This is a genomic window from Halobaculum limi, assembly GCF_029490015.1.
GTDB lineage: Archaea > Halobacteriota > Halobacteria > Halobacteriales > Haloferacaceae > Halobaculum > Halobaculum limi.
In genome coordinates, this window is the sequence record NZ_CP120468.1 from 883,572 (window position 1) to 907,128 (window position 23,557).

21 protein-coding genes and 1 pseudogene are annotated in these 23,557 nt (G+C 67.7%); 14 read left to right on the forward strand and 8 right to left on the reverse strand.

All coding sequences use genetic code 11. The annotated features are described in order from the left end of the window. Positions 1-111: 111 nt before the first annotated feature. Entirely contained in the window at positions 112-1,347 is a 1,236-nt protein-coding gene (locus tag P0D77_RS04405; RefSeq protein WP_277554984.1) for an outer membrane protein assembly factor BamB family protein, read from the reverse strand. A 104-nt stretch (positions 1,348-1,451) separates the two neighbouring features. On the opposite strand from P0D77_RS04405, the gene P0D77_RS04410 reads away from it, so the two are divergent. Next, positions 1,452-2,948 carry a hypothetical protein gene (locus tag P0D77_RS04410; RefSeq protein WP_277554985.1) on the forward strand — a complete coding sequence of 499 codons (1,497 nt, stop codon included), beginning with the start codon at positions 1,452-1,454 and terminating at the stop codon, positions 2,946-2,948. A 15-nt stretch (positions 2,949-2,963) separates the two neighbouring features. On the opposite strand, the gene P0D77_RS04415 is transcribed toward P0D77_RS04410, so the two are convergent. The 5 genes from P0D77_RS04415 to P0D77_RS04435 all read right to left on the reverse strand — a co-directional run bounded on the left by P0D77_RS04415 (position 2,964) and on the right by P0D77_RS04435 (position 6,595). Further along, positions 2,964-3,605 carry a thioredoxin domain-containing protein gene (locus P0D77_RS04415; RefSeq protein WP_277554986.1) on the reverse strand — a complete coding sequence of 214 codons (642 nt, stop codon included), beginning with the start codon at positions 3,603-3,605 and terminating at the stop codon, positions 2,964-2,966. A 64-nt stretch (positions 3,606-3,669) separates the two neighbouring features. Further along, the gene (rnhB, locus tag P0D77_RS04420) at positions 3,670-4,350 is read right to left on the reverse strand and encodes a ribonuclease HII (protein ID WP_277554987.1); all 681 of its coding nucleotides are present in this window, start codon (positions 4,348-4,350) and stop codon (positions 3,670-3,672) included. 72 nt (positions 4,351-4,422) lie between these two features. Next, positions 4,423-5,784: a tRNA pseudouridine(54/55) synthase Pus10 gene (locus tag P0D77_RS04425; protein WP_277554988.1), complete on the reverse strand. Its 1,362-nt coding sequence runs from the start codon at positions 5,782-5,784 to the stop codon at positions 4,423-4,425. A gap of 130 nt (positions 5,785-5,914) precedes the next feature. Next, positions 5,915-6,256: a hypothetical protein gene (locus P0D77_RS04430; RefSeq protein ID WP_277554989.1), complete on the reverse strand. Its 342-nt coding sequence runs from the start codon at positions 6,254-6,256 to the stop codon at positions 5,915-5,917. A gap of 150 nt (positions 6,257-6,406) precedes the next feature. Continuing rightward, complete coding sequence (locus P0D77_RS04435) at positions 6,407-6,595, reverse strand: hypothetical protein (RefSeq protein ID WP_277554990.1); 189 nt, start codon at positions 6,593-6,595, stop codon at positions 6,407-6,409. 275 nt (positions 6,596-6,870) lie between these two features. Between P0D77_RS04435 and P0D77_RS04440 the strand changes: the two genes are divergently transcribed. The 5 genes from P0D77_RS04440 to P0D77_RS04460 all read left to right on the forward strand — a co-directional run bounded on the left by P0D77_RS04440 (position 6,871) and on the right by P0D77_RS04460 (position 12,157). Beyond that, positions 6,871-7,818 carry a transcription initiation factor IIB gene (locus P0D77_RS04440; RefSeq protein WP_277554992.1) on the forward strand — a complete coding sequence of 316 codons (948 nt, stop codon included), beginning with the start codon at positions 6,871-6,873 and terminating at the stop codon, positions 7,816-7,818. 69 nt (positions 7,819-7,887) lie between these two features. Beyond that, positions 7,888-8,676 carry a DICT sensory domain-containing protein gene (locus P0D77_RS04445; RefSeq protein ID WP_432764838.1) on the forward strand — a complete coding sequence of 263 codons (789 nt, stop codon included), beginning with the start codon at positions 7,888-7,890 and terminating at the stop codon, positions 8,674-8,676. Positions 8,677-8,754: 78 nt separating this feature from the next. After that, on the forward strand, positions 8,755-9,966 hold the full coding sequence (locus tag P0D77_RS04450) for an amidohydrolase family protein (protein WP_277554995.1): 1,212 nt from the start codon (positions 8,755-8,757) through the stop codon (positions 9,964-9,966). Positions 9,967-10,180: 214 nt separating this feature from the next. Continuing rightward, on the forward strand, positions 10,181-11,401 hold the full coding sequence (locus P0D77_RS04455) for an MFS transporter (protein ID WP_321170532.1): 1,221 nt from the start codon (positions 10,181-10,183) through the stop codon (positions 11,399-11,401). A gap of 93 nt (positions 11,402-11,494) precedes the next feature. Continuing rightward, on the forward strand, positions 11,495-12,157 hold the full coding sequence (locus P0D77_RS04460) for a pyroglutamyl-peptidase I (protein ID WP_277554997.1): 663 nt from the start codon (positions 11,495-11,497) through the stop codon (positions 12,155-12,157). 48 nt (positions 12,158-12,205) lie between these two features. Here P0D77_RS04460 and P0D77_RS04465 read toward each other — a convergent pair whose 3' ends face one another. Further along, positions 12,206-12,517, reverse strand: a complete 312-nt coding sequence (locus P0D77_RS04465) for a DUF2250 domain-containing protein (RefSeq protein WP_277554998.1) — start codon at positions 12,515-12,517, stop codon at positions 12,206-12,208. A 207-nt stretch (positions 12,518-12,724) separates the two neighbouring features. Here P0D77_RS04465 and P0D77_RS04470 point away from each other — a divergent pair, with 207 nt between their 5' ends. Beyond that, positions 12,725-14,074 carry a M28 family metallopeptidase gene (locus P0D77_RS04470; protein WP_277555000.1) on the forward strand — a complete coding sequence of 450 codons (1,350 nt, stop codon included), beginning with the start codon at positions 12,725-12,727 and terminating at the stop codon, positions 14,072-14,074. 30 nt (positions 14,075-14,104) lie between these two features. On the opposite strand, the gene P0D77_RS04475 is transcribed toward P0D77_RS04470, so the two are convergent. After that, positions 14,105-14,851, reverse strand: a complete 747-nt coding sequence (locus tag P0D77_RS04475; RefSeq protein WP_277555001.1) for a helix-turn-helix domain-containing protein — start codon at positions 14,849-14,851, stop codon at positions 14,105-14,107. Between the two features lie 124 nt (positions 14,852-14,975). On the opposite strand from P0D77_RS04475, the gene ggt reads away from it, so the two are divergent. From ggt to P0D77_RS04510, 7 genes and pseudogenes are all read left to right on the forward strand, one after another. Then, positions 14,976-16,613: a gamma-glutamyltransferase gene (gene ggt / locus P0D77_RS04480; RefSeq protein WP_277555003.1), complete on the forward strand. Its 1,638-nt coding sequence runs from the start codon at positions 14,976-14,978 to the stop codon at positions 16,611-16,613. 95 nt (positions 16,614-16,708) lie between these two features. Next, a complete protein-coding gene (locus P0D77_RS04485) occupies positions 16,709-17,302 on the forward strand; it encodes a cupredoxin domain-containing protein (protein WP_277555004.1) in 594 nt (197 codons plus the stop codon). A gap of 137 nt (positions 17,303-17,439) precedes the next feature. Beyond that, on the forward strand, positions 17,440-19,161 hold the full coding sequence (locus tag P0D77_RS04490) for an ABC transporter substrate-binding protein (RefSeq protein ID WP_277555005.1): 1,722 nt from the start codon (positions 17,440-17,442) through the stop codon (positions 19,159-19,161). Between the two features lie 27 nt (positions 19,162-19,188). Beyond that, complete coding sequence (locus P0D77_RS04495; protein WP_277555006.1) at positions 19,189-20,136, forward strand: ABC transporter permease; 948 nt, start codon at positions 19,189-19,191, stop codon at positions 20,134-20,136. A gap of 1 nt (position 20,137) precedes the next feature. Continuing rightward, positions 20,138-21,160 (forward strand): ABC transporter permease, encoded by a 1,023-nt coding sequence (locus P0D77_RS04500; protein ID WP_349770088.1) that lies wholly within the window; start codon positions 20,138-20,140, stop codon positions 21,158-21,160. Next, entirely contained in the window at positions 21,161-22,486 is a 1,326-nt protein-coding gene (locus P0D77_RS04505) for an ABC transporter ATP-binding protein (RefSeq protein ID WP_277555010.1), read from the forward strand. Continuing rightward, positions 22,483-23,472: pseudogene (locus P0D77_RS04510) on the forward strand (ABC transporter ATP-binding protein); the annotation flags it as partial. The gene P0D77_RS04505 and the pseudogene P0D77_RS04510, both read left to right, overlap by 4 nt. Positions 23,473-23,557: the final 85 nt, after the last annotated feature.

Consider the following 23,557-nt stretch of genomic DNA (forward strand, 5'->3'; position numbering starts at 1 on the left):
CTGTCGCTCCGATTCGTATCGCTATTTGGCGGTTCTCTCGATACTGTCGCAACGAGGTGAAGCGTCCGACGGCGACGGAGACACGAGCGCGAACTCGAACGTGACTGAGTCTCAGCCGTCGACCCGCAACGCGACGACTCGTCCATCGCCGTACTGGACGTACACCTCGTCGGCCCCGTCGCCGTCGGTGTCGGCGAGCGTCGCGTGGGTGAATATCGCGGCCTCACGCTCGTAGGTTCCGACCACCGACCCGTCTGCGGGGTCGACGACACTCACCAGTCCGTCGTTCGTCGGGGCGACGAGTTCGAGGTCGCCGTCGCCGTCGAGGTCACCCACCGACGGCGGCGGCGTCATCTGCACGGACTCACTCGTGAGCGTCGTCTCCCACTCGACCTCGCCGGTCGCGCCGTCGAGGGCGCGCAGGGTCGCGTCCCGCGCTGTCGCGTACACCTCGGGGTCGCCATCGCCGTCGCCGTCGCCGATGCCGCCAACCGCCGCGAACGGGCCGAGCGACCGCGTCCAGATGGTCTCGCCGGTCGCACCGTCGAAGGCGGCGACCGTCCCGGCGGTGGTGGCGACGACGAACTCCGCGCCGCCGTCGTCGTCGAGGTCGGCGCTGGCGGTCCACCCGACCGACTCGCCGAACGCCTCGCGTTCCCACACGCGTTCGCCGCCCGCGTCGAACACGGCGACCGTACTCGTCCCGAGGCCGACGCCGAACTCCGCGGTGCCGTCGCCGGTCAGGTCGTCGACGACCGGCGGCGCGTACGTCGTCCCGGTGAGATTCTGTCGCCACAACTGCGTGCCGTCGGGCGCATACGAGAACACCGTCCCGCGAACGTCGACGACGACGACCTCGCGTTGGCCGTCGCCAGCCAGGTCGACGACGGCGGGCCGGGTGTAGCCGTAGTCGGTCAGGGGGACCGACAGTTCGACTGCGCCCGTCGTCGGGTGGTACGCGCGCAACTCCTCGGTCGTGGACGACGCGAGAACCTCGCGAACGCCGTCGCCGTCGAAGTCGGCGACCGCGGGGTCGGCGACCGCGTGGATCGTACAGTTCGCCGACGGGATGGCTGCCTCCCACATCGTCGACCCGTTGCTCGCGTGGAGCGCCGCCAGCCGACACTCGCCGGTCCCGCTTCGCCCGCTGATCGGTGCGTACACGACGCCGCTGTCGCCCACGGATGCGGCGGCCACGGCGTGGTGGTTCCCGCCGATGCTCGTGCCGGTGTCGCTGACCCACGCCTCGGAGACGCCCGCCGAGCCACCAGTCAGCGTCACTGCGGCGACGCCGCTGCCCAACACGAGCAACACGGCCCCTAGCGCCGCGAGCGTCACCCTGCGCATACCGAGTGAGTGTGGGTCGTGCGCGAATAAGTCGTCGCACTCCCGGTCGGCGTTCGACGCCCGAACCAATCCCGTTTTGCGCCGGGCAGACGGAGTTGCGCCCGATGCACACGCGCCGGCGGCGTTCGATCCGGACTGCGGCCGCAGTCGTTACGACGGCGGTGCTTCTCGTCGTCGCTGCAGGTGTCGCCGCGGCCCACAACGTCGGCGCGACCCGCTACGACGCGCCGATTCCGCCGCTGTTGCTGTTCGGCGGGGCCGCCGCGACCGTCCTGCTCTCGGGGGTGGTGCTCGCACTCGGCGAAGAGGTCGACTGGCCACCCGTGGTGACGCGAGTGGTCGACGCCGTGGCCGCGGTGCGCGTTCGTCCGCTTCCGACACTTGCGCGGACGGCGCTCCGCGTCGGCTTTCTCGTCACGTTCACCGGAGCCATCGCCCACGGAATCGTCGGCCCGACCTCGGCGGCCGAGAACGCGGCGACGGTCGTCGTCTGGTCGCTGTGGCTGCGCGGACTCGCCCTCGTCGCCACGCTCGCAGGGAACGTCTGGCCGACGCTGTCGCCGTGGCGGACGGTGTACGACTGGCTGTGCCGACTCGAAGGCGAGGAGATTCGCGTGGTCGGTCCAATCTCCGACCGCGTCGCCGACGCGGTCGCGTTCGTCGGGTTCGTCGTCGGCGTCGGCGTCCTCGCAACGCTGACCACCGCCCCGCGCAGTCCCCGCGCGACCGCCGGTCTCGTCGCTGCCTACGCCGCCGTGATGCTCGTGGGCGGCGTCTGCTTCGGTCGGACGTGGTTCGACAGAGCAGACTTCGTCGGGGCGTTCTACCGCGTCCTCGCTCGCGTCGCGCCGCTGTCTGCGGTCGACGCGGACGCGGCGAAGTCGAAAGAGACCCCCGACGCTGCCGGCTACCGACTCCGCGCTCCGTGGGCGGGCGCGACACACCCGGTCGCGAACGGGTGGGGCGTCGCACTCGCCGTCGCGACGGTGTACGTCGTCAGTTTCGACGGCTTCACCAACACGCCGGAGTTTCAGACGCTGCTCGACGGTCTCCGAGCGGCGACGGGTATCGGCTCCGCGGTCAGTCTGCTCGTGTTCACCGTCGGGTTCGGCCTGTTCGTCGGGTCGTTCCTCGCGGTGGCGGGGCTGGCCGCACGACTCGGCACGACCGGCGAAAGCGGCCCCGTCCCCTCGACTGACGGCGGCGACAGTGCGGACCGCTCCACTGCCGGGACGGTGTCCGCGGCGCGAGCGTTCGCGCCGACGCTCGTTCCTATCGCCGCCGCGTACGAGGTCGCCCACAACTACCCATACGTCGCGGCGTCGCTGGGGCAACTCGCGTCGCTCGTGGCCGACCCCCTCGGCGTGTCGGTCGGTTCAGTCGATCCGCTCGCGTGGCTCCCGCTGTCAGCGTTCTGGGCGAGTCAGGTGATTCTCGTCGTCGTCGGCCACCTCGTTGCGGTCGTCGCTGCGCACGCGGTCGCCAGCCGACGCTACCCCGAGCGAACGCTCGTCGCACACGCGCCGGTGCTCGTCGCGATGGTCGCGTACACGGTCGTCTCGCTGTGGATCGTTTCGCGGCCGGTGGTGACGTTCGGCTGACCGGTGTGCGGTGACTCAGCGAGACGTCTCGATGGCTGCCTCGATGTTCGAGAACGTCGGTTGCTCGATGAACGTCCCGTTGACGAACACCGCGGGCGTCCCCCTGACGCCGCGTTTGGTCCCAGTTTCCCTGTCCGACTCGACGACCGGGCGGTAGCGATTGGATGTGGCCGCGGCGACCACATCGTCGGGGGTCGCGCCGACCTCCTCGGCGAGCGACGCCAGCAGGTCTTCGCTGTACTGCGCGCGACCGTTCGACCATCCCTCGGTGAACAGCAGGTGGACGAACTCGAAGAACGCCTCCGTTCCGACGGTGTCTTGGACCGCGCGGGCGGCGCTCGGAACCTGCCACGACCAGCGGTCGTCGACCGGGATGGGGAAGTCGTAGTGTTCGTGGCGAACCGTTCCCTTCTCGATGTAGTCGGCTTCGAGGTCTGGGAGGACCTGCGTCGCGAACGTCTGACAGTGTGGGCAGACGAAGTCCTCGAACGTCGTGATGGTGACCGCGGCGTCTGGGTCGCCCCGGACGGGACGCGGGAGCGACTGGACTCTATCACCACCGCCCTGCTCGCCGAGACACCCGGCGAGACCGGCGGCCGAGACGGCCGCGACCGCCGAGAGTGCGCGCCGTCGGGTGAACGAGTCGGGAGCGTGCATACCCAAACGTAGACGCGTCGACCCCAAACACGGTTGTGGTACGGTCGTCGAACGTGACGGCGAGTCAGAACTGGTCGAGTGCCGACTGTTCGGCGGCGGCGAGGAGGTCGTCGCAGGTACTCCACGAGCGGCGGGCACACGCGGGCAGGTCACCCTCGCGGTCGACGTACGCTGTGAGGAACGCCCGCGTGTTCGGATCGGAGGGGTAGCCGCTGCCGACGCCGTCGTAGCCCCGGTCGCGGTAGCGAGCGTCTAGGTCCGCCACGACGCGGTCGCGCTCCACTTTCGCGACGACGCTCGCGGCGGCGACGACGGGGTACGACTCGTCGGCGCCGTGTTCGGCCGTCACGTCGAGGCGACAGCCCGATTCGCCGTCTCGTGCGGTCTCTGCGGCGACGGCGTCAGCGACGCGGGTTCCGAATCTGGACTCGCTCACGTCGCCGGCGTCGACGACCGCACGGTCACCCTTGCGGGCCAGTTGTGCGAGTGCTTCCGCCTGTCCGGCGACGGTGAGCGTGTTCATGTCCGTCGCGGGGTCGTCGATGCGGTCGACGGTGACGTGCGCGACGGCGACCGCCACCCGGTCGTCGTCGCGGAGGGCGGCGTCGAGTTCCTCGCGGCGGGCCAGGGTGAGCCGTTTCGAGTCGTCGACGGCCTCCGGGATAGCGTCGGGGTCCGCACGGACTGCACCCGCCACCATCGGACCCAACACGGGACCTTTCCCCGCCTCGTCTGCGCCGAGCATAGTTCAGGGTCCACGAGCGACGGCAAAAGCGTGCGGTTCGCGGGCGGGTCGGCGAGTGAGGCGGCGGACTGACTACTCGTCGTCGCCGAGGAAGAACGCCTCGTCTTCGAACGCCTCCGCCTCCCCCTCCACGGCGAGGACGTCCAGCGCCGTCACCTCACTCTCGACGCCGAGCAGTCCCGCGAGACTCGGTTCGGTTCGGCCCTCGTCGCCGGAGATGAGTTCCTTGATGTAGAGGCCGCCGTCGCCGTGGACCTCGACGGTGGCGTGGCGGGCGTCCTCCAGTTCCGCCGTCACCTCGCGGGCCGTCCGAGTGCGCGTCAGCGACGCACGGCGATGGTCGACCCGGTTGGGCGTGTACTGCTCGATAGTCGCGCCGTCGAGGTCCGCGACGGCCGCTGCGAGTTGCTCAGCGGTCACGTCGTCTGCGAACTCGACGGCGGCGCGGTAGCGCTTCGTCGCCTCGAGTTCTTTCACACGCTCGACCATCTCGTGGGAACACAGGCGAAGCCCTTCGACCTCCACCTTCCCGTCGGCGAAGGCGTTGATGTCGGCTTCGAGGCGTTCGACGTCGATGTCGCGGCGGCGTGGCTCGTCGACTTCGATGACGAACGGGCGGCCCGTCCCGAGCATCAGGGCGTCCACGTCCTCTCGCCCCGCGCCGTGGAAGGTGGACTCGACGCCCTCCATCACGTCCTCGACGACGGGCGCGGTGAGTTGCTCGACGCTCTCGGGGTACAGATAGCCGGACCCGTCGCAGGTGTCACACTGCTCGCGGCCTTGTCGGCCGGAGCCACGGCAGTCAGAGCAGGGCCACTCGGTCTGCGGGATGTCGCGCTCCAGTTTTCGGTAGCGACCGTAGACGTGGGCGGAGTTGACCGTCGCTTCGACGCGGTCGGCGTCGACGTCGAGGAGGAACTGGACGTGCGGGCGGTCGAAGTCCACCTCGGTTTCGGTCACCTGTCCGACGCGCTTGCCCACCTCGCGGTTGAGTTCCTTCCGGAGCGGTTCGCCCGCGTCGGGCGAGAGGCCGGCGTCCTCGCGCAGGAGTCGGTCGTTCTCCTCGGCCAGCGGCGGGACGCGCGTGCCGACCTGGTACGTCGAGTAGTTGTAGTCGGCGACGGCGTCGGCGGCGCGTTCGGCGAACTCGTCGACGCGCTCGAATACGCCCTCACACACCCAGCAGTCCTCGCCTGCACCCGGCTCGAAGTCCGTGTCGTCCGCGAGGGCGACGGCGACGCGGAGGCCGTGGCCGCGGTCGTGGTTGCCGAGGCCGAACGAGCGCTCGGCGAACGGACGGCCGAGACAGTGGTCACACAGCGGTCCGGTCGCGAGCAACGCCCGCGCGGTGTCGAGGGCGTCGGCGAACGCCGCCTCGTCGGGGTCCGCGTCCGCGTCCGCGTCGGCGACGGTGTCGGCGTCGGAGTCGGTCATACCCGCCCTCGTCGCGGCGGGCGGTAGGCCCTTTCGGTCGCGGGCGAGCGCGGGGCTGGTGAAACGAAGCCGAGCGAAGAAGTGGGTGGTTTACAGCCCCTCGCCGACGGGTGTGGCGGTTCGGGCTTCGCTACTCGCCGACGGGCGTTGCGGCACGGTCGGCGCTATCGGGCGGGACAGACCGCACGGCGGCGACGCTGACGTCGTTGACGCCGAACTGCTCGGCGAGTGCGTCGGCGACGGCGTCGGGCGAATCGCCGACATCGGCGGCGAGTGCGACCGTGGCCTCGACTTCGACGGTGAGGTCGTTGAGGCCGGGCTGCAGGCCGCAGATGGCGAGCGACTCGACCGCGTCGACGGCGTCGGCGCGGCGGAGGTTCGTCTCAGCGCCCTCGGCGAGGTCGCCGGGGGCCGAACGGGACACTGCGATGGTCAAGCTGGCGTCGGCCAGTCGATGTCGGTGGACCGACATAGACTCCCTGCGCGACTCGAACGCGACTGCGGGCCTTCCCGGGGAGCGGGTCGGCCGCGTGCGGCGGGCTGACGGGTTCGAGGTGACCTGAACGGTAGGTGGAGAAGGGTGTCCGCCTCCGCTCGGGTCGACCCCGAACACGTCGCCGCGTTACGCGGCGATGGAGACGGACGGTACGTACGCAGAGGCGTTCCCCTTCCCTGCGCCGATAGTGGTCCGATTCGCGGTCGCCATCGGCGCGGCGAACGCGGCGGACCCATCGGCGGCGGCGACCGACCACCACGCATACCCGTCGGTGCCTGCTGGCACGCGGGCGATTGGAGTGGTGTGGTCGGTCATCGGGGTGCCTCCGGTGTCGTACCCTGCACGAGAATGGGTGAATTATTAATAGTTCCGCAGGGGTGTCTCACGCTAGCATACCGGGAATATTCCCCGGTTTTCGGTGGCGGTACTCTTATGAGAGATACTTGAGTTGAACGTATCGGGATGCCGGAATACGAATACCGTGGGCCCGAGACTGGTGACTCTCGCTCGCCCCCCTCAGACGGCTGGGGTACGACGACGTCTAGTACGAACACCGCAGCGGAGGTCGCGGTGGCTGAGCGAGTGATCCAGTGACGACCCGACGACGAGAGCGGGATCACACCGAGGAACACGACGCAGAACACGTCGACCCGGAGGACCTCGACGACGAGGAACTCGTCCGGACCGACGAGGGCGAACTGATCCACGAACCAACGGGCCTCATCATCGAGGAAGACAACGTCGACCGCGGGCCGGAGTGGCGCGCGTTCAACGCGACCGAACGCGACCGCAAGAGCCGCGTGGGGTCGCCGATGACCCAGACGATGCACGACAAAGGTCTCACCACCAGCATCGACTGGCGCAATCGCGACGCGGGCGGTCGGCAACTCTCGGCGGAGAAACGCTCTCGGATGGAGCGACTGCGGACGTGGCAAGAGCGTATCCGCACGCAAGACGCCGGTGAGCGCAACCTCCAAGTCGCGCTCTCAGAGATCGAACGAATGTCTTCGGCGCAAGGCGTGCCGAAGTCCGTCCGAGAGGTGGCGTCGGTGATGTACCGCCGCGCACTCTCGGAGGACCTCATTCGCGGACGTTCTATCGAGGCGATGGCGACGGCGTCGCTGTACGCCTCCTGTCGCCAAGAGGGGATCCCTCGGTCGCTCGACGACTTCGTCGGCGTCTCGCGGGTCGGTCGCCGCGAGATCGCACGAGCGTACCGCTACATCTCCGGCGAACTGAGTCTCGCGCTCAGGCCCGTCGATCCGGCCGAACACGTCCCGCGGTTCTGCTCGGAACTGGACCTCTCCGAGGAGGTGAAACAGCGGGCGACGCGGATCGTCAACGAGACGACCGAGATGGGACTCCACGCCGGGAAGTCGCCGACGGGATTCGCGGCCGCCGCGATCTACCTCGCGTCGATGCTGTCGAACGACAAGCGCACGCAGTCGGACATCGCGGACGTCGCCGACGTGACGGTCGTCACCGTCCGCAACCGATACAAAGAGCAGATGGACGCGATCGAGATCGGCACGCTCTGATCGGATTTCAGCGCTGATACTCTCGCGGTCGCTCTTTTATATGCACCCGCTGTGGCGAGTAGTGACTCGATGGTGTTGGACGCGCAGTTCGAGACGCTCGCGGCGGCACAGCCAGCCGACAGACACCTGACGGTGGTGCGCCGCGACGGCGGAACACCGCTCGACTCGATGCTTCGCAGACTGTTCGCTGACCAACCCGTGTCGGTGAGTGGCGACCCCGCCACGACCGGGGCGGCGACGGCGGACGACGACGTCGCGGTCCTCGTCGAGGACGGCGAGGTCTTGGCGACGTCGCCGTTGGCGGCGTTGGAACGGGCCATCTTGCTCGTCAACTCCGACCTGTACACGACTGGCACGCTACCGCTCGCGGATGCGGACCTGCCGACGGTGCTCACCGAGTTGGCGGACGTGCCGTTTCGCCTCCGGGGGTACCCGCTGGCGCACAAGGAGAAACTGCTGCTCATCGCGATGAGTCGCCAGATCGAACTCCGGGCACACCGCGCCGACGCCGGGGAACTGCACGCCTCCTTCCAGCAACTGTCACGGGTCAACGACGAGGTGGGGACGCGCCGAACGTACCGCTCGCTTGCTGAGGCCCCCGTCGACGTCCACGTGTACGGCGAACCCGACTGGAACCCCGAGTCCGCGCTCGACGTGACCGCACACACGGGCTACGGTACGGGCTACAGCGACTCGTGGTTCGTCGTCTTCGACCCGCCGGCGTCGGCGGTCGAACGAGACGTGACCCCAGTTGGCCTCTTGGCACTCGAAACGGAGCCACGTGTGTGGCGGGGAATCTGGACGTTCAGACCCGATGCCGTCTCCGACCTCGCCGAGACGATCCGACGACAGCTGTAAGCGACTGCTCGGCCACACGCACGGCTGCGACGCCTCTCGAACCGGAACGCTTTCGGATCGATTCATCCACCCGCACCTATGAGCGACTCCGATAGCGGGGCAGTCGTCGTCCGCGGCGGGACGGTCCACACACAGACGGAACGCGGAACGGTCGAGGGCGACGTCCTCCTCGTCGACGGCGAGGTGGCCGCCGTCGGCGACGTCGACGCGCCCGCCGACGCGACGGAGGTGGACGCGACCGGGATGCACGTCACGCCGGGCCTCATCGACGCCCACAGCCACGCGGGGATGGCCGAGTGGGGCGAACCCGAGGACGGCGACTTCAACGAGGGTACCAGCGCGACGACGCCGCACGTCAACGCCCTCGACGGCTTCCACCCTCGCGACGAGGAGTTGCAGGGCGCGTTCCAGAACGGCGTCACGACCGTCTCCGCGCGGATGGGGTCGGGCAACGTCATCGGCGGCATCATCTGCTCGATGAAGACGTACGGCACGGTTGCCGACCGGATGCTGATCAAAGAAGACGGGATGAAGGCCGCGATGGGCGAGAACCCCAAGCGCTTCCACGGCGAACGCGAGGGTCGCCAGCCGTCGACCCGGCCCGGCGTGGCCGCCACCCTCCGCGAGGAATTCATGGCGACCGAGGACTACATCCAGCGCCGCGACCACGCCCGCGAGAACGGCGAACCGTTCGAGCGCGAGTTGGGCCGCGAGAACCTCGCGCGGGTCATCGAAGGCGACCTGCCCCTCCGGGTTCACGCCCACCGCTCGGACGACATCATGACGGTGTTCCGCATCGCCGAGGAGTTCGGCATCGACCGCCTCTCCATCGAACACGCGACGGAGGGCCACGTCGTCGCCGGGGAGTTCGCCGAGCGCGACGTACCCGCTATCGTCGGCCCGTCGTTCTCGTCGGCCTCGAAGTACGAACTCCGCAACATCACCTTCGAGACGCCGGCCATCCTCCACGAGGCGGGCGTCACCGTCGCCATCCAGACGGACGCGCCGGTCATCCCGCAGCAACACCTCGACGTCTGCGTCGGCCTCGCGGTCCGGGAGGGATTCCCCGAGGAGGCCGCCCTCGACGCCGTGACGACGAACCCCGCCGAGATTCTCGGCATCCGTGACCGCGTCGGCGACCTCGCGGAGGGAACCGACGGCGACCTCGTCGTCTGGGACGGCCCGTTCCACGAGATGAACACCCGGAGCCAGTACGTCGTCGTCGACGGCGAGGTGGTGTTCGACCGCGAACGCGACGATGTGGACCCGCGAGAGGAGTACGCGTGGTGAGCGTGGCCGACCGAAGGGAGGCCACGATACGCGAGCGGGGAGCGCAGCGACCCGAGAGCGTGCGGCCACTGGACGGCTACTGACCACGTACTGATCGACTCCCGATCGACTGCCCCTCCGGTTCGACTCGAATCAACCCGACGTGACTGACACCACATCGACCGACGCTGGACCCGACGACGAGACGACCACGCCACGGTACTCGGAGTCGCAGGTGCGGACGGTCGTCCTCAGCCTCGTCGCCGGCGTGTTCTTCGGCGGCGTCGGTGGCGGCGTCGCGTTCCCGACGATTCCGACGCTCGGGTCGGTGCTCGGCATCGCGCCGTTCCTCGTCGGCATCATCCTCTCGATCAATCGCTTCACCCGCCTGCTGATGTCGACGCCGGCGGGCGACGTCCTCGACCGGATGGGGACGCGCCGCCCGATGATCGCGGGGTTCGTCGTGCAGGGCCTCGTCCCCTTCGGCTACCTCGTCGGGCTGAACCCGCCGTTCGGCCTCCCCTCCTCGATGGTGTTTCTCGTCTCGCGGGCGGCGTGGGGCATCGGGTCGGCGTTCGTCTTCGTCGGGGCGTTCTCGACGGTGACGCACGTGACGACCTCCGCGAACCGGGGGCGGTGGGTCGGGTACATGCGCGGCGGACAGAGCCTCGGCTTCCCGACGGGGCTGGTGCTGGGCGGTGTCGTCACCGACCTGTACGGCTACGGCGAGGCGTTCGCCGTCGCGGGTGTCGCGGGTCTGTTCGCGGCGGCGGTCGCGTATCGCGTCCTCCCCGACGTGACCCCCGAGACGGGCGGCGGCAGTCGCCTGCGCGACGTGCCGGCGCTCGTCCGATCGGACCCGCGCATCGGCGCGGTCGGCGCGGTCAACTTCACCATCCGCTTCCTGTACGCCGGCGTCCTCCTATCGACGGTCGTCCTCTACACCGAGTCGAACGACATCTCGCTTGGTGGTCTCGCCGGAACCGGGTCGAGCGGTATCGTGATGGCCGTCTCTGTCGTCGCGCTCTCCATCTCGAACCTCGCGGTGGGTCGCCTCTCGGACAGTATGGGGCGGACGACGACGGTGGTTCCTGGCCTCGCGGTGTTCGGGTCGGGGTTCGCACTCGCGGCGCTCGTACCGACGGCGACGGGCGTCCTCGCGGGCGTCGGCCTCGTCGGCGCGGGCGCGGGACTGGCCGGGCCGCCGTTACTGGCGTATCTGGGTGACATCGCACCCGGCGGCGACGTTGGGAAACTTGGCGGCGTCTACAACGTCTTCGGCGACCTTGGGTCGACGCTCGGGCCGCTGGTCGCGCTTCCACTGGCGGCGGAGGTCGGCCTCGCAACCGAATACCTGGCGTGTGCCGGATTAGTCGTCGTCGCCGCCGGCATCGCGGTGACGACGCTCCGCGACGACACCGAGACGGACGCGGCACCCACTCCCGCAGACGACTGATGCGGGTGCCGGAATCGGCCCCGAACGACACAGAACCCGACCATCGCCGCGGGGAACGCGAACGCTTACGCCGCACCGTCCGTCACGCCCGGTATGACACTCCTTTGCACTGGATACGAGCCGTTCGGCGACCACGACACCAACCCCTCGGGTGAGGTGGCAGCGTCGCTCGACGGCGCGACGGTCGCCGGTCACGAGGTGGTCGGGGAGACGCTACCCGTCGCGTTCGGCCCCGCCGAGGAGCGAATGCACGAGTTGCTCGACGAGCACGACCCGGCCGTCGTCGTCGCGACCGGCCTCGCCGCTGGACGTGCGGCGGTGTGCGTCGAGCGAGTCGGCATCAACGTCGCCGACACGGTCGGCGTCCCCGACAACGCTGGCAACGACCCGGTCGACGAGCAACTCGACTCCGACGGCCGAGACGCCCGACTCTCGACACTCCCCGTACGTGAGACGGTCGAGGCGTGTCTCGACGCCGGCGTTCCCGCTCGCGTCTCGAACACCGCGGGAACGCACCTCTGTAACGGGATTCTGTATCGGACGCTCACGATGCTCGCCGACTCGGACACACCCGCGGGCTTCCTCCACCTCCCTGCGACTCCAGAACAGGCGGCAGCGTCGGGTGCGGACGGTGAGGCCGCCCGCGGTGGGAGTGTCACGCCGAGTCTCCCCCGCGAACTGGACGAGCGAGCGGTCGAACTCGCGTTCGAGAGGGCACTCGGCGTCGACGCGGAGTCCTCGGTGGCTTCGGAATAAAGAGTAAAGATTGGATTGCCGGCGGCGATGGTGCCCGTCGTCGTCTCGTTACTCGGCGTCGACGGTAGAGGTACCGCCGTCGGCGACCGTCTCGTCTGTCGGGACACTCGTCGCCGGGACGGTCGCGTCCGGTGTCTCACCTGCAAGCGCGTCTCTGCCGGCGCTCGTAATTCGGTAGATACGCTCGCCGGTAGCGGCTTCGAGGAACCCACGCTCTTCCAGCGTCGCGATGCGACGCTCCACGAGCGGAATGTGGAGCCCGGTGTTGGCGGCGACGAGCGCCGGGTAGTCCGCTGTAGCGTCGGCTAAGTGGCGGAGTACGCGCTCGTCGGCATCGGAGAGAGACGCTGGTTCGGGCATCTTTTGCGTCATTCGTTAGCATACTACAAGAAGGTGTCGTACCGGTCGACCGATCCGGCAATCGGGCCCGGGTTTCTCTCGCAGTTTTGATCGGTCGTCTCGCTATCGCAGAACTCTCTCACGATCCGTGTATTTCGATCGACACGACGGCGTCGAGCGACCGCCGGGACCCGGAGACTCAAGAGGGTCGCGTCGAACCTCGCGCCTATGCGACTCTCGAACGCGGCGGTCGGCGACGCACGGACCAGCGGGTTCGGCTGGGACGTCCTCACCGACCTGGTCGACGTGGGCAGCAGAATGGCGGGGCAGACGGGCGAACGCGAGGGTGCCGAGGTCGTCCGCGACGCCTTCGAGGCGGCGGGCGCACGCGACGCACGCCTGGAGGAGTTCGACATCCCCGGGTGGTGGCGTGGGGAGTCGTCGCTGACGATTCACGACCCACACGAACGGACGCACGACGGCCAACAGGACGTCCTCGCGCTTCCTGGCTGTCCGGCGGGCGAGGCGACCGGGCGCGTCGTCGACGTGGGCGACGGCACCTACGAGGAGTTCGAGGAACACGCCGACGAACTAGAGGGGGCTATCGCGATGGTCTCCTCGGCGACGCCCGAGGGGGTCGACCGCTGGATCCACCGGATGGAGAAGTACGTCAACGCCGCCGACCACGGCGCGGTCGCGTTCGTCTTCCGTAACCACCTCGACGGGTCGCTCCCGCCCACGGGAGAGGTCGGCTACCACGAACGTCCGGGTCCGATTCCGGCGGTGGGCGTCTCCTGTGAGGTAGGCAAGCGTCTCGCCCGCTACGCCGAGGAGGGGTGTGAGGCGACCGTCTCGGTCGACTGCCGCAACGAACCGACCACCTCGGTCAACGTCGAGGCAGAGGTCGGCCCCGACACCGACGAACACGTCCTCTTGACCGCCCACGTCGACGCCCACGACATCGCCGACGGCGCGAACGACAACGGCGCTGGTTCTGCCCTCGTCGCCGAAGTCGGGCGCATCCTCGCGCGCGACGACGTGGAACTGGACACCCGCGTCCGCCTCGTCACCTTCGGCTCTGAGGAGATCGGGCTGTGGGGGGCGTACCACTGCGCGGAGACGACGGACCTCGAGGATCTCAAGTGCGTCGTCAACCTCGACGGCGCGTGCAGTTCCCGCAACATCCGGGTCGGCACGAACGGCTTCGAGGCGATGCAGTCGGTGTTCTGCGCTGTGACGAACGACCTCGACACCACGCTCTCCACCGACGACACCATCTCCCCGCACGGGGACCAGTGGGCGTTCGTCCAAGAGGGCGTCCCGTCGGTGATGACCTCGACCACCTCCGACCAGTCCGGGCGGGGGTGGGGACACACCCACGCCGACACGCTCGACAAACTCGACTCTCGGGACCTCCGCGACGTGGCGGTGCAGGTCGCCGAGGCCGTCGCTCGTTTCGCTTCCGAGGAGGTAGAGACGCCGGGCCGCACGCGCGAACAGATGCGCGACGCCATCGACGACGGCTACAAACAGGAACTGCGGATGGGCGGCCGCTGGCCGTACGGCGACCTCGAATAAGACGGCCGGTTCGCTACTCCGTCGGGTTCGCTACTCCGCCGTGTGGTCGTCGCCCGGGCCGAGGAGTTCGCCGAGGTCGGCCATCACTTTCCCCTCTGCTCGCGCGAGATGCTCCCACGCGGTCGTCGTCCCGATACCGAGTTGGTCGGCCACGTCCTCGACGCTCGCGTCTCGCTCGTGCCCGTAGTAGCCGGCGTGAATCGCCGCCGAGAGCGCCTCACGCTGACGCGGCGTGAGGTCGTGAACTGCGCCGGCGGTTTCCAGCCTCGACGTCGGCGTGACCTCGTGCATCTCCACCTGCCGGACGAGTTCGACGTCGTTGCCGCGCGCCTCGATGGCGTCGATGATCGCCGCGAGGTCGTCGTCTTCGTCGAGATACAGCGTCCACCGCTCGTGGCCGCCGGTGATCACCGTGCCAGTCCGGTAGTGCAGTCCCAGATCTGCGAGGAGTTCGGCGATGCTGTCCCACTCGGGGACTGCGACCGTCAGCGAGAGGAACACCGTCGACTCACCGAGCGGCGTGATCGGATCGGCGGCGACGACCGGATCACCCTCGCCAAACACCTCGATGAAGCCAGCCACATCGTCAGGGTCGCCCGTCACCTCGACGATGCGCTTGCGCTCGTCGCCCCGGCCGGTCATCGACGACACCGACCGCATCGTCACGTCGGGGTACCGTTCGGACGCCACGCACTCGGGTTGGCCGTTGTGCTTGATCTTCAGGACGACCTCGCGCATCGGCTCCCCAACCGGTGGCTCACGTCGCTCCGCTCCCATACCGGGAGGTCGGTGCCCCCGGGCATCAACTTTCTCACGGGTACGGATCGGGTCGGACACGCACTCGACCACACCCAATATGTTTGGGTTCACGCTTTCGCATCTCCGCCCGCCAGGGATTCGTATGGGCGATCCAGACATCGATCAGTTCGCGTCGAGGCGGTCGACAGTGTACGGCCAGCGAGGCGTCGTGGCGACGAGTCAGCCACTCGCATCGCAGGCTGGCATCTCAGTGTTGGAAGACGGCGGCAACGCCTTCGACGCGGCGGTTGCGACGGCCGCGGCGCTGAACGTCGTCGAACCAACGTCGACAGGCCTCGGCGGCGACGTGTTCGCGCTGTACCGCACCGCGGACGGCGAGGTAGGCGCGATGCGGTCGTGTGGCCCGTCGCCGCAGGAGGCGACCATCGAGAACGTGCGCGAGGCCGTCGCGAACGAGGACGATGTCGACCCCGAAGACGCCGAGATGCCCGGCACAGGCGCCCACGCGGTGACGGTGCCCGGCACCGCCCGTGGGTGGGAGGCGACCGCCGAGAAGTTCGGCCGCAAGTCGCTCGGTGAACTGCTCCAGCCAGCGATCCGATACGCGAAGGACGGCTACCCCGTCTCGGAAGTCGTCTCCGCGCAGTGGCAACACGCCGAGGACCTGTTCGAGACCGACCACGCCCGCGACGCCTTCCTGTTCGACGGGGAGGCGCCGGACGTCGGGCAACACGTCACGCTCCCGAAACTGGGTGCGTCGATGGAACTGATCGCCGAGGAAGGCGCGGACGTGGTGTACGAGGGCGAAATCGCGGAGGCCATCGCAAGCGAAGTGCAGGAGCAGGGTGGCTTCATGACCGTCGACGACCTGGCGGAGTTCGAACCGGAGTTCCCCGACCCCGTCTCGACCACATACAACGGGACGGAGGTGTACGAACTCCCGCCGAACAACCAGGGCCTCATCGCGCTTGAGGCGCTCAACATCGCGGAGGAACTCGACGCCGCGGAGTACGACTACGACTCTCCCGAGCGAGTTCACTACTTCTCGGAGGCGCTGAAACTCGCGTTCCACGACGGCCACCGCTACATCACCGACCCCGAGTTCGAGGAACATCCACCGCTGGGATCGAAGGAGTGGGCGGCCAACCGCGCCCAGGAAGTCGGCGAGGAGTGCAACGACGACGTGTCCTTCGGCGTGCCCGACGCGAACGCGGAGGACGCGGACACGGTGCTGCTGTGCGTCGCCGACGACGAGGGCAACGTCGTCTCGTACATCAACTCCCGGTTCGCCGGCTTCGGCTCCGGCCTCGTCGCGGGCGACACCGGCATCGCCCTGCAGAACCGCGGTGCGTCGTTCTCGCTCGACCCCGACCATCCGAACTCGCTGGAACCGGGCAAGCGCCCGTTCCACACACTGATCCCGGCGCTGGCGGACTTCGCGCCCGACGACGACGCGCCCGACGACTGGGCCGCCTTCGGCGTGATGGGCGGGTACATGCAGCCACAGGGGCACGTCCAGGTCATCTCGAATATCGTTGACTACGACCAGCCGTTGCAGGCGGCGCTTGACAGCCCTCGGTGGCGCTACCGGGAGGAGGGCAGCCTCGCGTTGGAACCGCAGTTCGACGGCAACACGGCGTCGAAACTCGTGCGGAAAGGGCACGACGTGAAGACGCTCCCGCCGGCGCTGTTCGGCGGCGCACAGATCGTTCGCAACGAGGACGGCGTCCTCTCGGGCGCGACCGAACCCCGGAAGGACGGCAACGCCCAGGGCTACTGAGGGGACTACTGGTCGTCCGCTCCGGAATCCTCCACGTCGCGTCCGACCGATCCGCGGCGTGAGGGTTTATCAACGGTGGTCGCCAAGCCGCCGGTATGCGAGAACCCCTCTCACGCCGTGACGCCCTCCGTGCGGTCGGTGCCGGCGGCCTCGCCGGGTTGACCGCCCTCGCGGGGTGCACGTCGTCGGCCGGGTCCGACGACACCGCCACCGCGACGCCGACGGTGACTTCGGCGCCGAGCGACGACTCGGCCATTCAGGAGACGAACTCCATCGGGATGAGTTGTTACACCGACGAGGACGACTACTTCTTCCGCCCCGACGTCGTCCGCGTGGAACCGGGGACGACCCTCCAGTTCGGCGTCGGAACCTCTTGTCGCCAGCAGACCCTCGCGTACCACCCGGACAACGATGCACCTCAGCGGATTCCGGACGGCGCGGAGTCGTGGTCCAGTCCCGTGATGCAGGGGTCGATGGGCGGGACGTTCGAGGTCACCCTCGAGGTGGAGGGCGTGTACGACTACTTCGGCCTCCACCAGGAGTTCGGACAGGTCGGCAGCATCGTCGTCGGTGCGCCCGACCCCGACGGACAACCGGGACTCGCGCCGCCACAGGAGTCGATCCCAGAACCGGCACGCGAACGACTGTCCGAACTCAATGATCTCGTTCGTTCCGCGCTCTCCGAGTAGGCTATTAAATAACTGAAACGCCGATTTCACTAACTTTCGGATCGGCTGTATCACCGTAATTCTACGGTGTTGTGGGCTCAAGCCCCGATAATGCGTGAACCGATACATATTTACGCGTGCGACAGGCCCATGTTGGTATGTCCCAGGATGACATCCGGGAACGGTTCGACGTTAACAGGCGGAACCTCGTCAAGTCGCTCGGCGTGGGCGGCATCGCGGGGCTAGCCGGCTGCGCCGGCGGCGGCGGCAGTGACACTCCCACGGAAGGCGAATCAGACACCCCGACGCCGGAGGACTCGACGCCGACGCCGGCCGACTCGAGCAACGTCCAGATGGGTGGCGAACTCATCGCGTCGTTCGGTGCCGACGTCGCGAACTTCGACCCGACGCGGGCGAACGACACCACCTCCTCGAAGGCGTTCGGGCTGGTGTACGAGCCGCTGATGGCGACCGACTTCTCCGGTGCGCCTCAGCCGGTGCTCGCCACGTCCGTCGAGCAGAAAGAGGGCGACCTCGAGTGGCGTGCGAACCTCCGCGAGGGCGTGATGTTCCACAACGGCAACGAACTCACCGCCGAGGACGTGAAAGCGACCTTCGAGCGGTACGAGGGCACGCCGCGTGAGGCCGACGTGTACGACTGGTACGACTCCTCGACGGTCGTCGACGACTACACGCTCGACTTCACGCTGCAGGCGAAGTACGCGCCCCTGAAGTTCGCGCTCGGCGGCGTCCCCATCGTGCCGAAGGAGGTCGCGGACGGCGACATCGCCCTGAAGGACGACCCCGTGGGCACCGGCCCGTACGTGTTCGACGAGCACCAGCCTGACACCCTCTTCCGCCTCCAGCGGAACGAGGACTACTGGTTCACCGGCAGCGACAGTATGCCGGAGAAGCCGCCCATCGAGACGATTACGTTCCGCATCATCGTCGAGCAGTCCGCACAGTTGGCGGCGCTGCAGTCGGGCGACATCGACCTGATGAACAACGTCCCCGCGGCGAGTTACCAGGACCTCAAAGACAACGACGAGTTCACCGTCACCGAGCGGACGCAGGGTGGGTTCGACCTCCTCGCGTTCCCGATGGCCGTCACGCCGTACGACAACGCGAAGGTCCGCCGCGGCGTCTCGCGACTCATCCCGCGTGATGCCATCGTCGAGTCTGTCTACCAGGGTATCGGGACGCCCGCGACCTCACCCATCTCCCCGCTGGCCGGCCAGTTCACCTCGCCGGAGTTCAACCAGCGGATGGGTGACGAGTACCTCGGCTACGACCCCGAGAAGGCGGCGACCCTGCTCGAAGAGGGTTTCAACGAGGCCGGCGTCGAAGCGCCGTTCCAGACGAAGATCATCACCAACGAGAACCCACAGCGCGTCAAGTGGGCGCAACTCATCCAGGAGTCGCTCAACTCCACCGACTACTTCGAGGTCGAACTCGAACAGTTCGAGTGGAACACCTACGTCGGCATCATCCTCGGCGAGGAGTCCGACCAGAACAACAACCTGATCGCAGTCGGCTGGTCTGCTGGCTGGGACGCGGACGCGTACGTCCACAACCTGTTCCACAGCGAGACCTTCACGCCGGCCTGCTGTAACATCCCGCACTACAAGAGCGAGGAGGTGGACAACCTCATCGACCAGGGTCTGCAGACGTACGACCTGGACGAGCGCAAAGAGATCTACCAACAGCTCATGGAGAAGGTGTGTCAGGACGCCCCCATCACCTACATTCGCTTCGGGAAGGCGATGGACGCGTTCCGTACGGACGCTGTGAAGGGCTTCCAGACGTACCCGATCGACTCCGGCGAGTACACCGGGATCTACTCGCCGTCGGCGAACGCGTTCACCTACGTCGACAAGTAACGCGGTAGCTCGACCCCTCTCCCACTTATGTCGCTACAACGATACCTCGTCAAGCGGTTGCTAGTGACGATCCCCGTCCTGTTCGGGGTGTCGCTGCTGACGTTCTCGCTCGTCGAGCTACTGCCGGGCAACGTCATCGACTTCATCCTCCAGTTCCAGGAAGCCACACCGGAGTTGCGGGCACAACTCGAGGCGCAGTACAACCTCGACGAACCGGTGTACGTGCGCTACTGGCTGTGGCTGCAGGACGCGATCTTCTTCGACTTCGGTGAGTCGGTCATCTCCGACCGCAGTGTGTCGGTCGCGCTGGCGCAGCGCCTCCCGAACACGCTGTTACTGGGACTGCTCGGCTTCTTCATCGCCATCGGCATCGGCATCCCGCTGGGTGTCGTCTCGGCCGTCAAAAACGGCGAACTGACCGACGAGGCCAGCCGCGTCGCCGCGCTGCTGGGCATCGCGACGCCCAACTTCTGGCTCGGCCTGATGCTCCTGCTCGTCTTCTCGGTCCAACTCGGTTGGTTCCGCGTCATTCCGCCGGACCAGCCGCTGTTGTCGACCGCGATGCTGAAGTTCACAATCCTCCCGGCGATCACGCTGGGGACGGCGTCGTCGGCGCTCATTATGCGCCTGACGCGCTCGTCGATGGTCGAACAGCTCAACAAAGACTACGTCCGCACTGCTCGCGCGAAAGGGCTGTCAGAGCGGACGGTCGTGTTGAAACACGTCCTGCGGAACTCGCTCATCTCGGTCGTCACGGTGGCGGCGCTGCAGATCGCCTTCCTCGTCGACGGCGCAGTCGTCGTCGAACAGGTGTTCTCGTGGCCCGGCGTCGGGCGACTGCTGATCAGCGCCATCACGCAGCGCGACTTCCCGATCATCCAAGCGGTCGTGCTGATGATCGCAACGACCATCGTCTTCGCCAACTTGCTGGCGGACATCGCCTACTCGTGGCTCGACCCACGGATCAGATACTAATATGTCACAGGAATCACGTTCACGAACCACTCAACGCGGCCGGATCCGGGTGACCGGGTTCAACGCCGAACAGCTCTCCGAGCGCGGAGAGTTGTTCGACTGGGAGCCAGAGGGGAGTGACCTCTCGCGCTCTCGGACCGCCCGTGCGTGGCGACGGTTCAAGCGGAACCGGACCGCGCTCTTCGGCGTCGCGATCATCGCGGTGATGGCGTTCGCCGCCATCTTCGCGCGGCCAATCGCCATCGAGGGGATCACCATCCAGCCGTTCTCGCTGGCCCCGTTCGACCCCGGCGCGTCGAACTTCAACGCACTCGAGCAGTCGCCGTCGGTGACGCACCCGTTCGGGACCGACTGGGCCGGGAAGGACATCTTCTCGCGAGTGATGTACGGCGGCCGATTCAGCCTCACTATCGGCTTCATCACGGTCGCCATCGCGCTCGCGGTGGGCGTCCCACTCGGCTCCATCGCCGGCTACTACGGCGGCTGGATCGACGAGATCATTATGCGGGTGGTGGACGTCCTCTACTCGTTCCCGTTCCTCGTGCTCGCCATCGCGCTCATCGCGGTGCTGGGACAGGGGTTCTGGAAGATGATCCTCGCGCTCGTGCTCGTCGTGTGGATCGGCTACGCCCGCCTCATCCGCGGTGAGATCCTCTCGATCAAAGAGAACGAGTACGTCACCGCCGCGAAGGCGCTGGGCGCACGCGACCGCTCGATCATCTTCCGGCACGTCGTTCCGAACGCGCTCGCGCCGGTCATCGTGCAGGCGACGCTCGGTATCGGGACCATCGTCCTGTCGGCGGCCGCGCTCGGCTTCCTCGGACTGGGGCTCCAGCCGGGGACCGCCGAGTGGGGGAGTATGCTCTCGTCGGGTCGGGAGACGCTCATCCAGGGGCAGTGGTGGATCACCGTCTTCCCCGGACTGGCTATCTTCCTGTTCGTGCTGTCGATCAACCTCGTCGGCGACGGCATCCGTGACGCACTCGACCCACAGGGCGAGTCCGACACGGGGAGGAACCGATAGATGGCGTCGCGTGACGCACCCTCGTCGACCGGTGCCTCCGGGTTCGACGACCTCGACTCGGCGGAACGTCCGCTGTTGGAGGTTCGTGACCTCGAGACGGCGTTCTACACCGAGGAGGGGAAAGTCAAGGCGGTCGACGGGGTCTCCTACACCATCGGCCGCGGCGAGCGGTTCGCCGTCGTCGGTGAGTCCGGCGCCGGCAAGTCCGTGACCAGCCTCTCGCTGATGCGACTCATCGAGTCGCCGGGGCGTATCGAAGGCGGGACGATCCGCTTCCACTCCGAAGTGGCCGTGGCGAAACTCGCTCGGGAGTTCCCCGACGGAGTCGCCACGAACGACCGCGACGGCTACATCCACATCGAGGATGTCTCGGGCGTCGACGTCGGGAACGACCCCGGCGCGACGGTCCGCGACCGCCCGAAGTCCATCAGTACCGAGTTCAAAGACGGCGACCTGGAGATCCAGCGTGGCTACGTCGACCTGCTTCGCGCGCCGACAGCGGCGATGCGAGAGATCCGTGGCGGCGAGATCGCGATGATCTTCCAGGACCCGCACACCGCACTCAACCCGGTGTACACGGTCGGCGAGCAGATCGCCGAGGCGGTCCGTGCGCACATGGACCTCGACGACGAGGGCGTGCGCGAACGCGTCGTCGAGATGCTCGACAAGGTCGGCATTCCCGACCCCGAAGAGCGCTACTCGGATTACCCCCACCAGTTCTCCGGCGGGATGCAACAGCGCGCGGTGATCGCCATCGCCCTGTCGTGTGATCCCGACCTGATCATCGCGGACGAACCGACGACCGCACTCGACGTGACCATCGAGGCGCAGATCCTCGAACTGCTGAAGGAACTGTCCGACGAGTTCGACGTGGCGATCCAACTCATCACCCACGACCTCGGCGTCGTCGCCGAACTGTGTGAGCGAGTGATGGTGATGTACGCCGGTCGCGCCGTCGAGAAGGCGGCCGTCGAAGAACTGTACTACGAGCCTAAACACCCGTACACGGTCGGGTTGATGGGGTCGATCCCACGGATCGGCGACCGACGTGAGCGACTGGACACGATTCCCGGCACGATGCCGGACCTCGTGCAACTGCCGCCGGGGTGCAGTTTCCACCCGCGGTGTCCGTACGCTGAGGAGGCGTGCACGAAACGCGATCCAGCGCTCGTGAACGCGGACACCGGCGAGTTGGCCGACGAGTCCGACCCGTCGGTCCACGCCGCCGCGTGTCTGGAGTACACCGGCGAACTGCAGGAGGGACTCGACTTCGAGATCGAGATCCAAGAAGAGGAGACAGAGTCGTACATGGAGGGTGACGAATGAGCACTGACAACACGACCGGCAACGGGAGTAGCGCGGCCCCCACCGCGAGTTCGGACGACGCACTCGTCCGCGTCGAGGGGCTGACCAAACACTACCCGACCGAGAAGGGCTTTCTCGACCGGGTGCTCGGCGAACAGCAGTGGGTGAAGGCGGTCGACGGCGTCGACATCGAGATCGGCGAGGGCGAGACGGTCGGCCTCGTCGGCGAATCCGGCTGTGGCAAGTCCTCGCTCGGGCGCACGATGCTCGGCTTGGAGGACGCCACCGACGGCTCCGTCTACTACGACGGCGTCGACCTCACCGAACTGTCGGAGTCGGAGATGCGGCCGTACCGCACCGACCTGCAGTTCATCTTCCAGAACCCGTTCGCGTCGCTGAATCCCCGGCTCACCATCTCCGACATCGTCGGCGAGGCGCTCGACATCCACGGCCTCGCGGAGGGCCGCGAGCGCGAAGAGCGCGTCGAAGAACTGCTGGAGATCGTCGGTCTGCAGGCGAGTCACGCGAGTCGCTACCCGCACGAGTTCTCCGGCGGCCAGCGCCAGCGCATCGGCATCGCCCGCGCACTGGCGGTCGACCCCGACTTCATCGTCTGTGACGAACCGGTGTCGGCGCTCGACGTGTCCGTGCAGGCGCAGATCCTGAACCTCCTCGAAGACTTACAAGAGGAGTTCGGCCTGTCGTACCTGTTCATCGCACACGACCTGAGCGTCGTCGAGCACATCGCCGACAAGATCGCGGTGATGTATCTCGGCGAAATCGTCGAGTTCGGGACGGCCGAGGAGATCTTCACGCCGCCGTACCACCCGTACACGCGGGCGCTGCTGTCGGCGATTCCAGAGCCAGACCCACTGTGGGACGGCGATCGCGTCATCCTCGAGGGGAACGTCCCGTCACCGATCGACCCGCCGTCCGGCTGTAAGTTCCACACGCGGTGTCCGATCGCTCGCGACGAGTGTTCGGAGTTCGACACGCATCCCGACCTCGAGACCGTCGACGGGACCCACGGCATCGGCTGCCCGTTCTACGAGGACGTGGAAACGCAGATGGGCTGAGTCGTCGGCGCCACAC

What these genes read in the sequence shown, in the direction of transcription:
- P0D77_RS04460 (WP_277554997.1), top strand. Translation starts at nt 11,495, where the DNA reads ATGACACTCCTTTGCACTGGATACGAGCCGTTCGGCGACCACGACACC.
- P0D77_RS04485 (WP_277555004.1), top strand. Translation starts at nt 16,709, where the DNA reads ATGCGAGAACCCCTCTCACGCCGTGACGCCCTCCGTGCGGTCGGTGCC.
- P0D77_RS04430 (WP_277554989.1), bottom strand. Translation starts at nt 6,256, where the DNA reads ATGTCGGTCCACCGACATCGACTGGCCGACGCCAGCTTGACCATCGCA.
- P0D77_RS04435 (WP_277554990.1), bottom strand. Translation starts at nt 6,595, where the DNA reads ATGACCGACCACACCACTCCAATCGCCCGCGTGCCAGCAGGCACCGAC.
- P0D77_RS04410 (WP_277554985.1), top strand. Translation starts at nt 1,452, where the DNA reads ATGCACACGCGCCGGCGGCGTTCGATCCGGACTGCGGCCGCAGTCGTT.
- P0D77_RS04450 (WP_277554995.1), top strand. Translation starts at nt 8,755, where the DNA reads ATGAGCGACTCCGATAGCGGGGCAGTCGTCGTCCGCGGCGGGACGGTC.
- P0D77_RS04490 (WP_277555005.1), top strand. Translation starts at nt 17,440, where the DNA reads ATGTCCCAGGATGACATCCGGGAACGGTTCGACGTTAACAGGCGGAAC.
- ggt (WP_277555003.1), top strand. Translation starts at nt 14,976, where the DNA reads ATGGGCGATCCAGACATCGATCAGTTCGCGTCGAGGCGGTCGACAGTG.
- rnhB (WP_277554987.1), bottom strand. Translation starts at nt 4,350, where the DNA reads ATGCTCGGCGCAGACGAGGCGGGGAAAGGTCCCGTGTTGGGTCCGATG.
- P0D77_RS04495 (WP_277555006.1), top strand. Translation starts at nt 19,189, where the DNA reads ATGTCGCTACAACGATACCTCGTCAAGCGGTTGCTAGTGACGATCCCC.
- P0D77_RS04470 (WP_277555000.1), top strand. Translation starts at nt 12,725, where the DNA reads ATGCGACTCTCGAACGCGGCGGTCGGCGACGCACGGACCAGCGGGTTC.
- P0D77_RS04505 (WP_277555010.1), top strand. Translation starts at nt 21,161, where the DNA reads ATGGCGTCGCGTGACGCACCCTCGTCGACCGGTGCCTCCGGGTTCGAC.
- P0D77_RS04465 (WP_277554998.1), bottom strand. Translation starts at nt 12,517, where the DNA reads ATGCCCGAACCAGCGTCTCTCTCCGATGCCGACGAGCGCGTACTCCGC.
- P0D77_RS04405 (WP_277554984.1), bottom strand. Translation starts at nt 1,347, where the DNA reads ATGCGCAGGGTGACGCTCGCGGCGCTAGGGGCCGTGTTGCTCGTGTTG.
- P0D77_RS04500 (WP_349770088.1), top strand. Translation starts at nt 20,138, where the DNA reads ATGTCACAGGAATCACGTTCACGAACCACTCAACGCGGCCGGATCCGG.
- P0D77_RS04475 (WP_277555001.1), bottom strand. Translation starts at nt 14,851, where the DNA reads ATGGGAGCGGAGCGACGTGAGCCACCGGTTGGGGAGCCGATGCGCGAG.
- P0D77_RS04425 (WP_277554988.1), bottom strand. Translation starts at nt 5,784, where the DNA reads ATGACCGACTCCGACGCCGACACCGTCGCCGACGCGGACGCGGACGCG.
- P0D77_RS04415 (WP_277554986.1), bottom strand. Translation starts at nt 3,605, where the DNA reads ATGCACGCTCCCGACTCGTTCACCCGACGGCGCGCACTCTCGGCGGTC.
- P0D77_RS04445 (WP_432764838.1), top strand. Translation starts at nt 7,888, where the DNA reads ATGGTGTTGGACGCGCAGTTCGAGACGCTCGCGGCGGCACAGCCAGCC.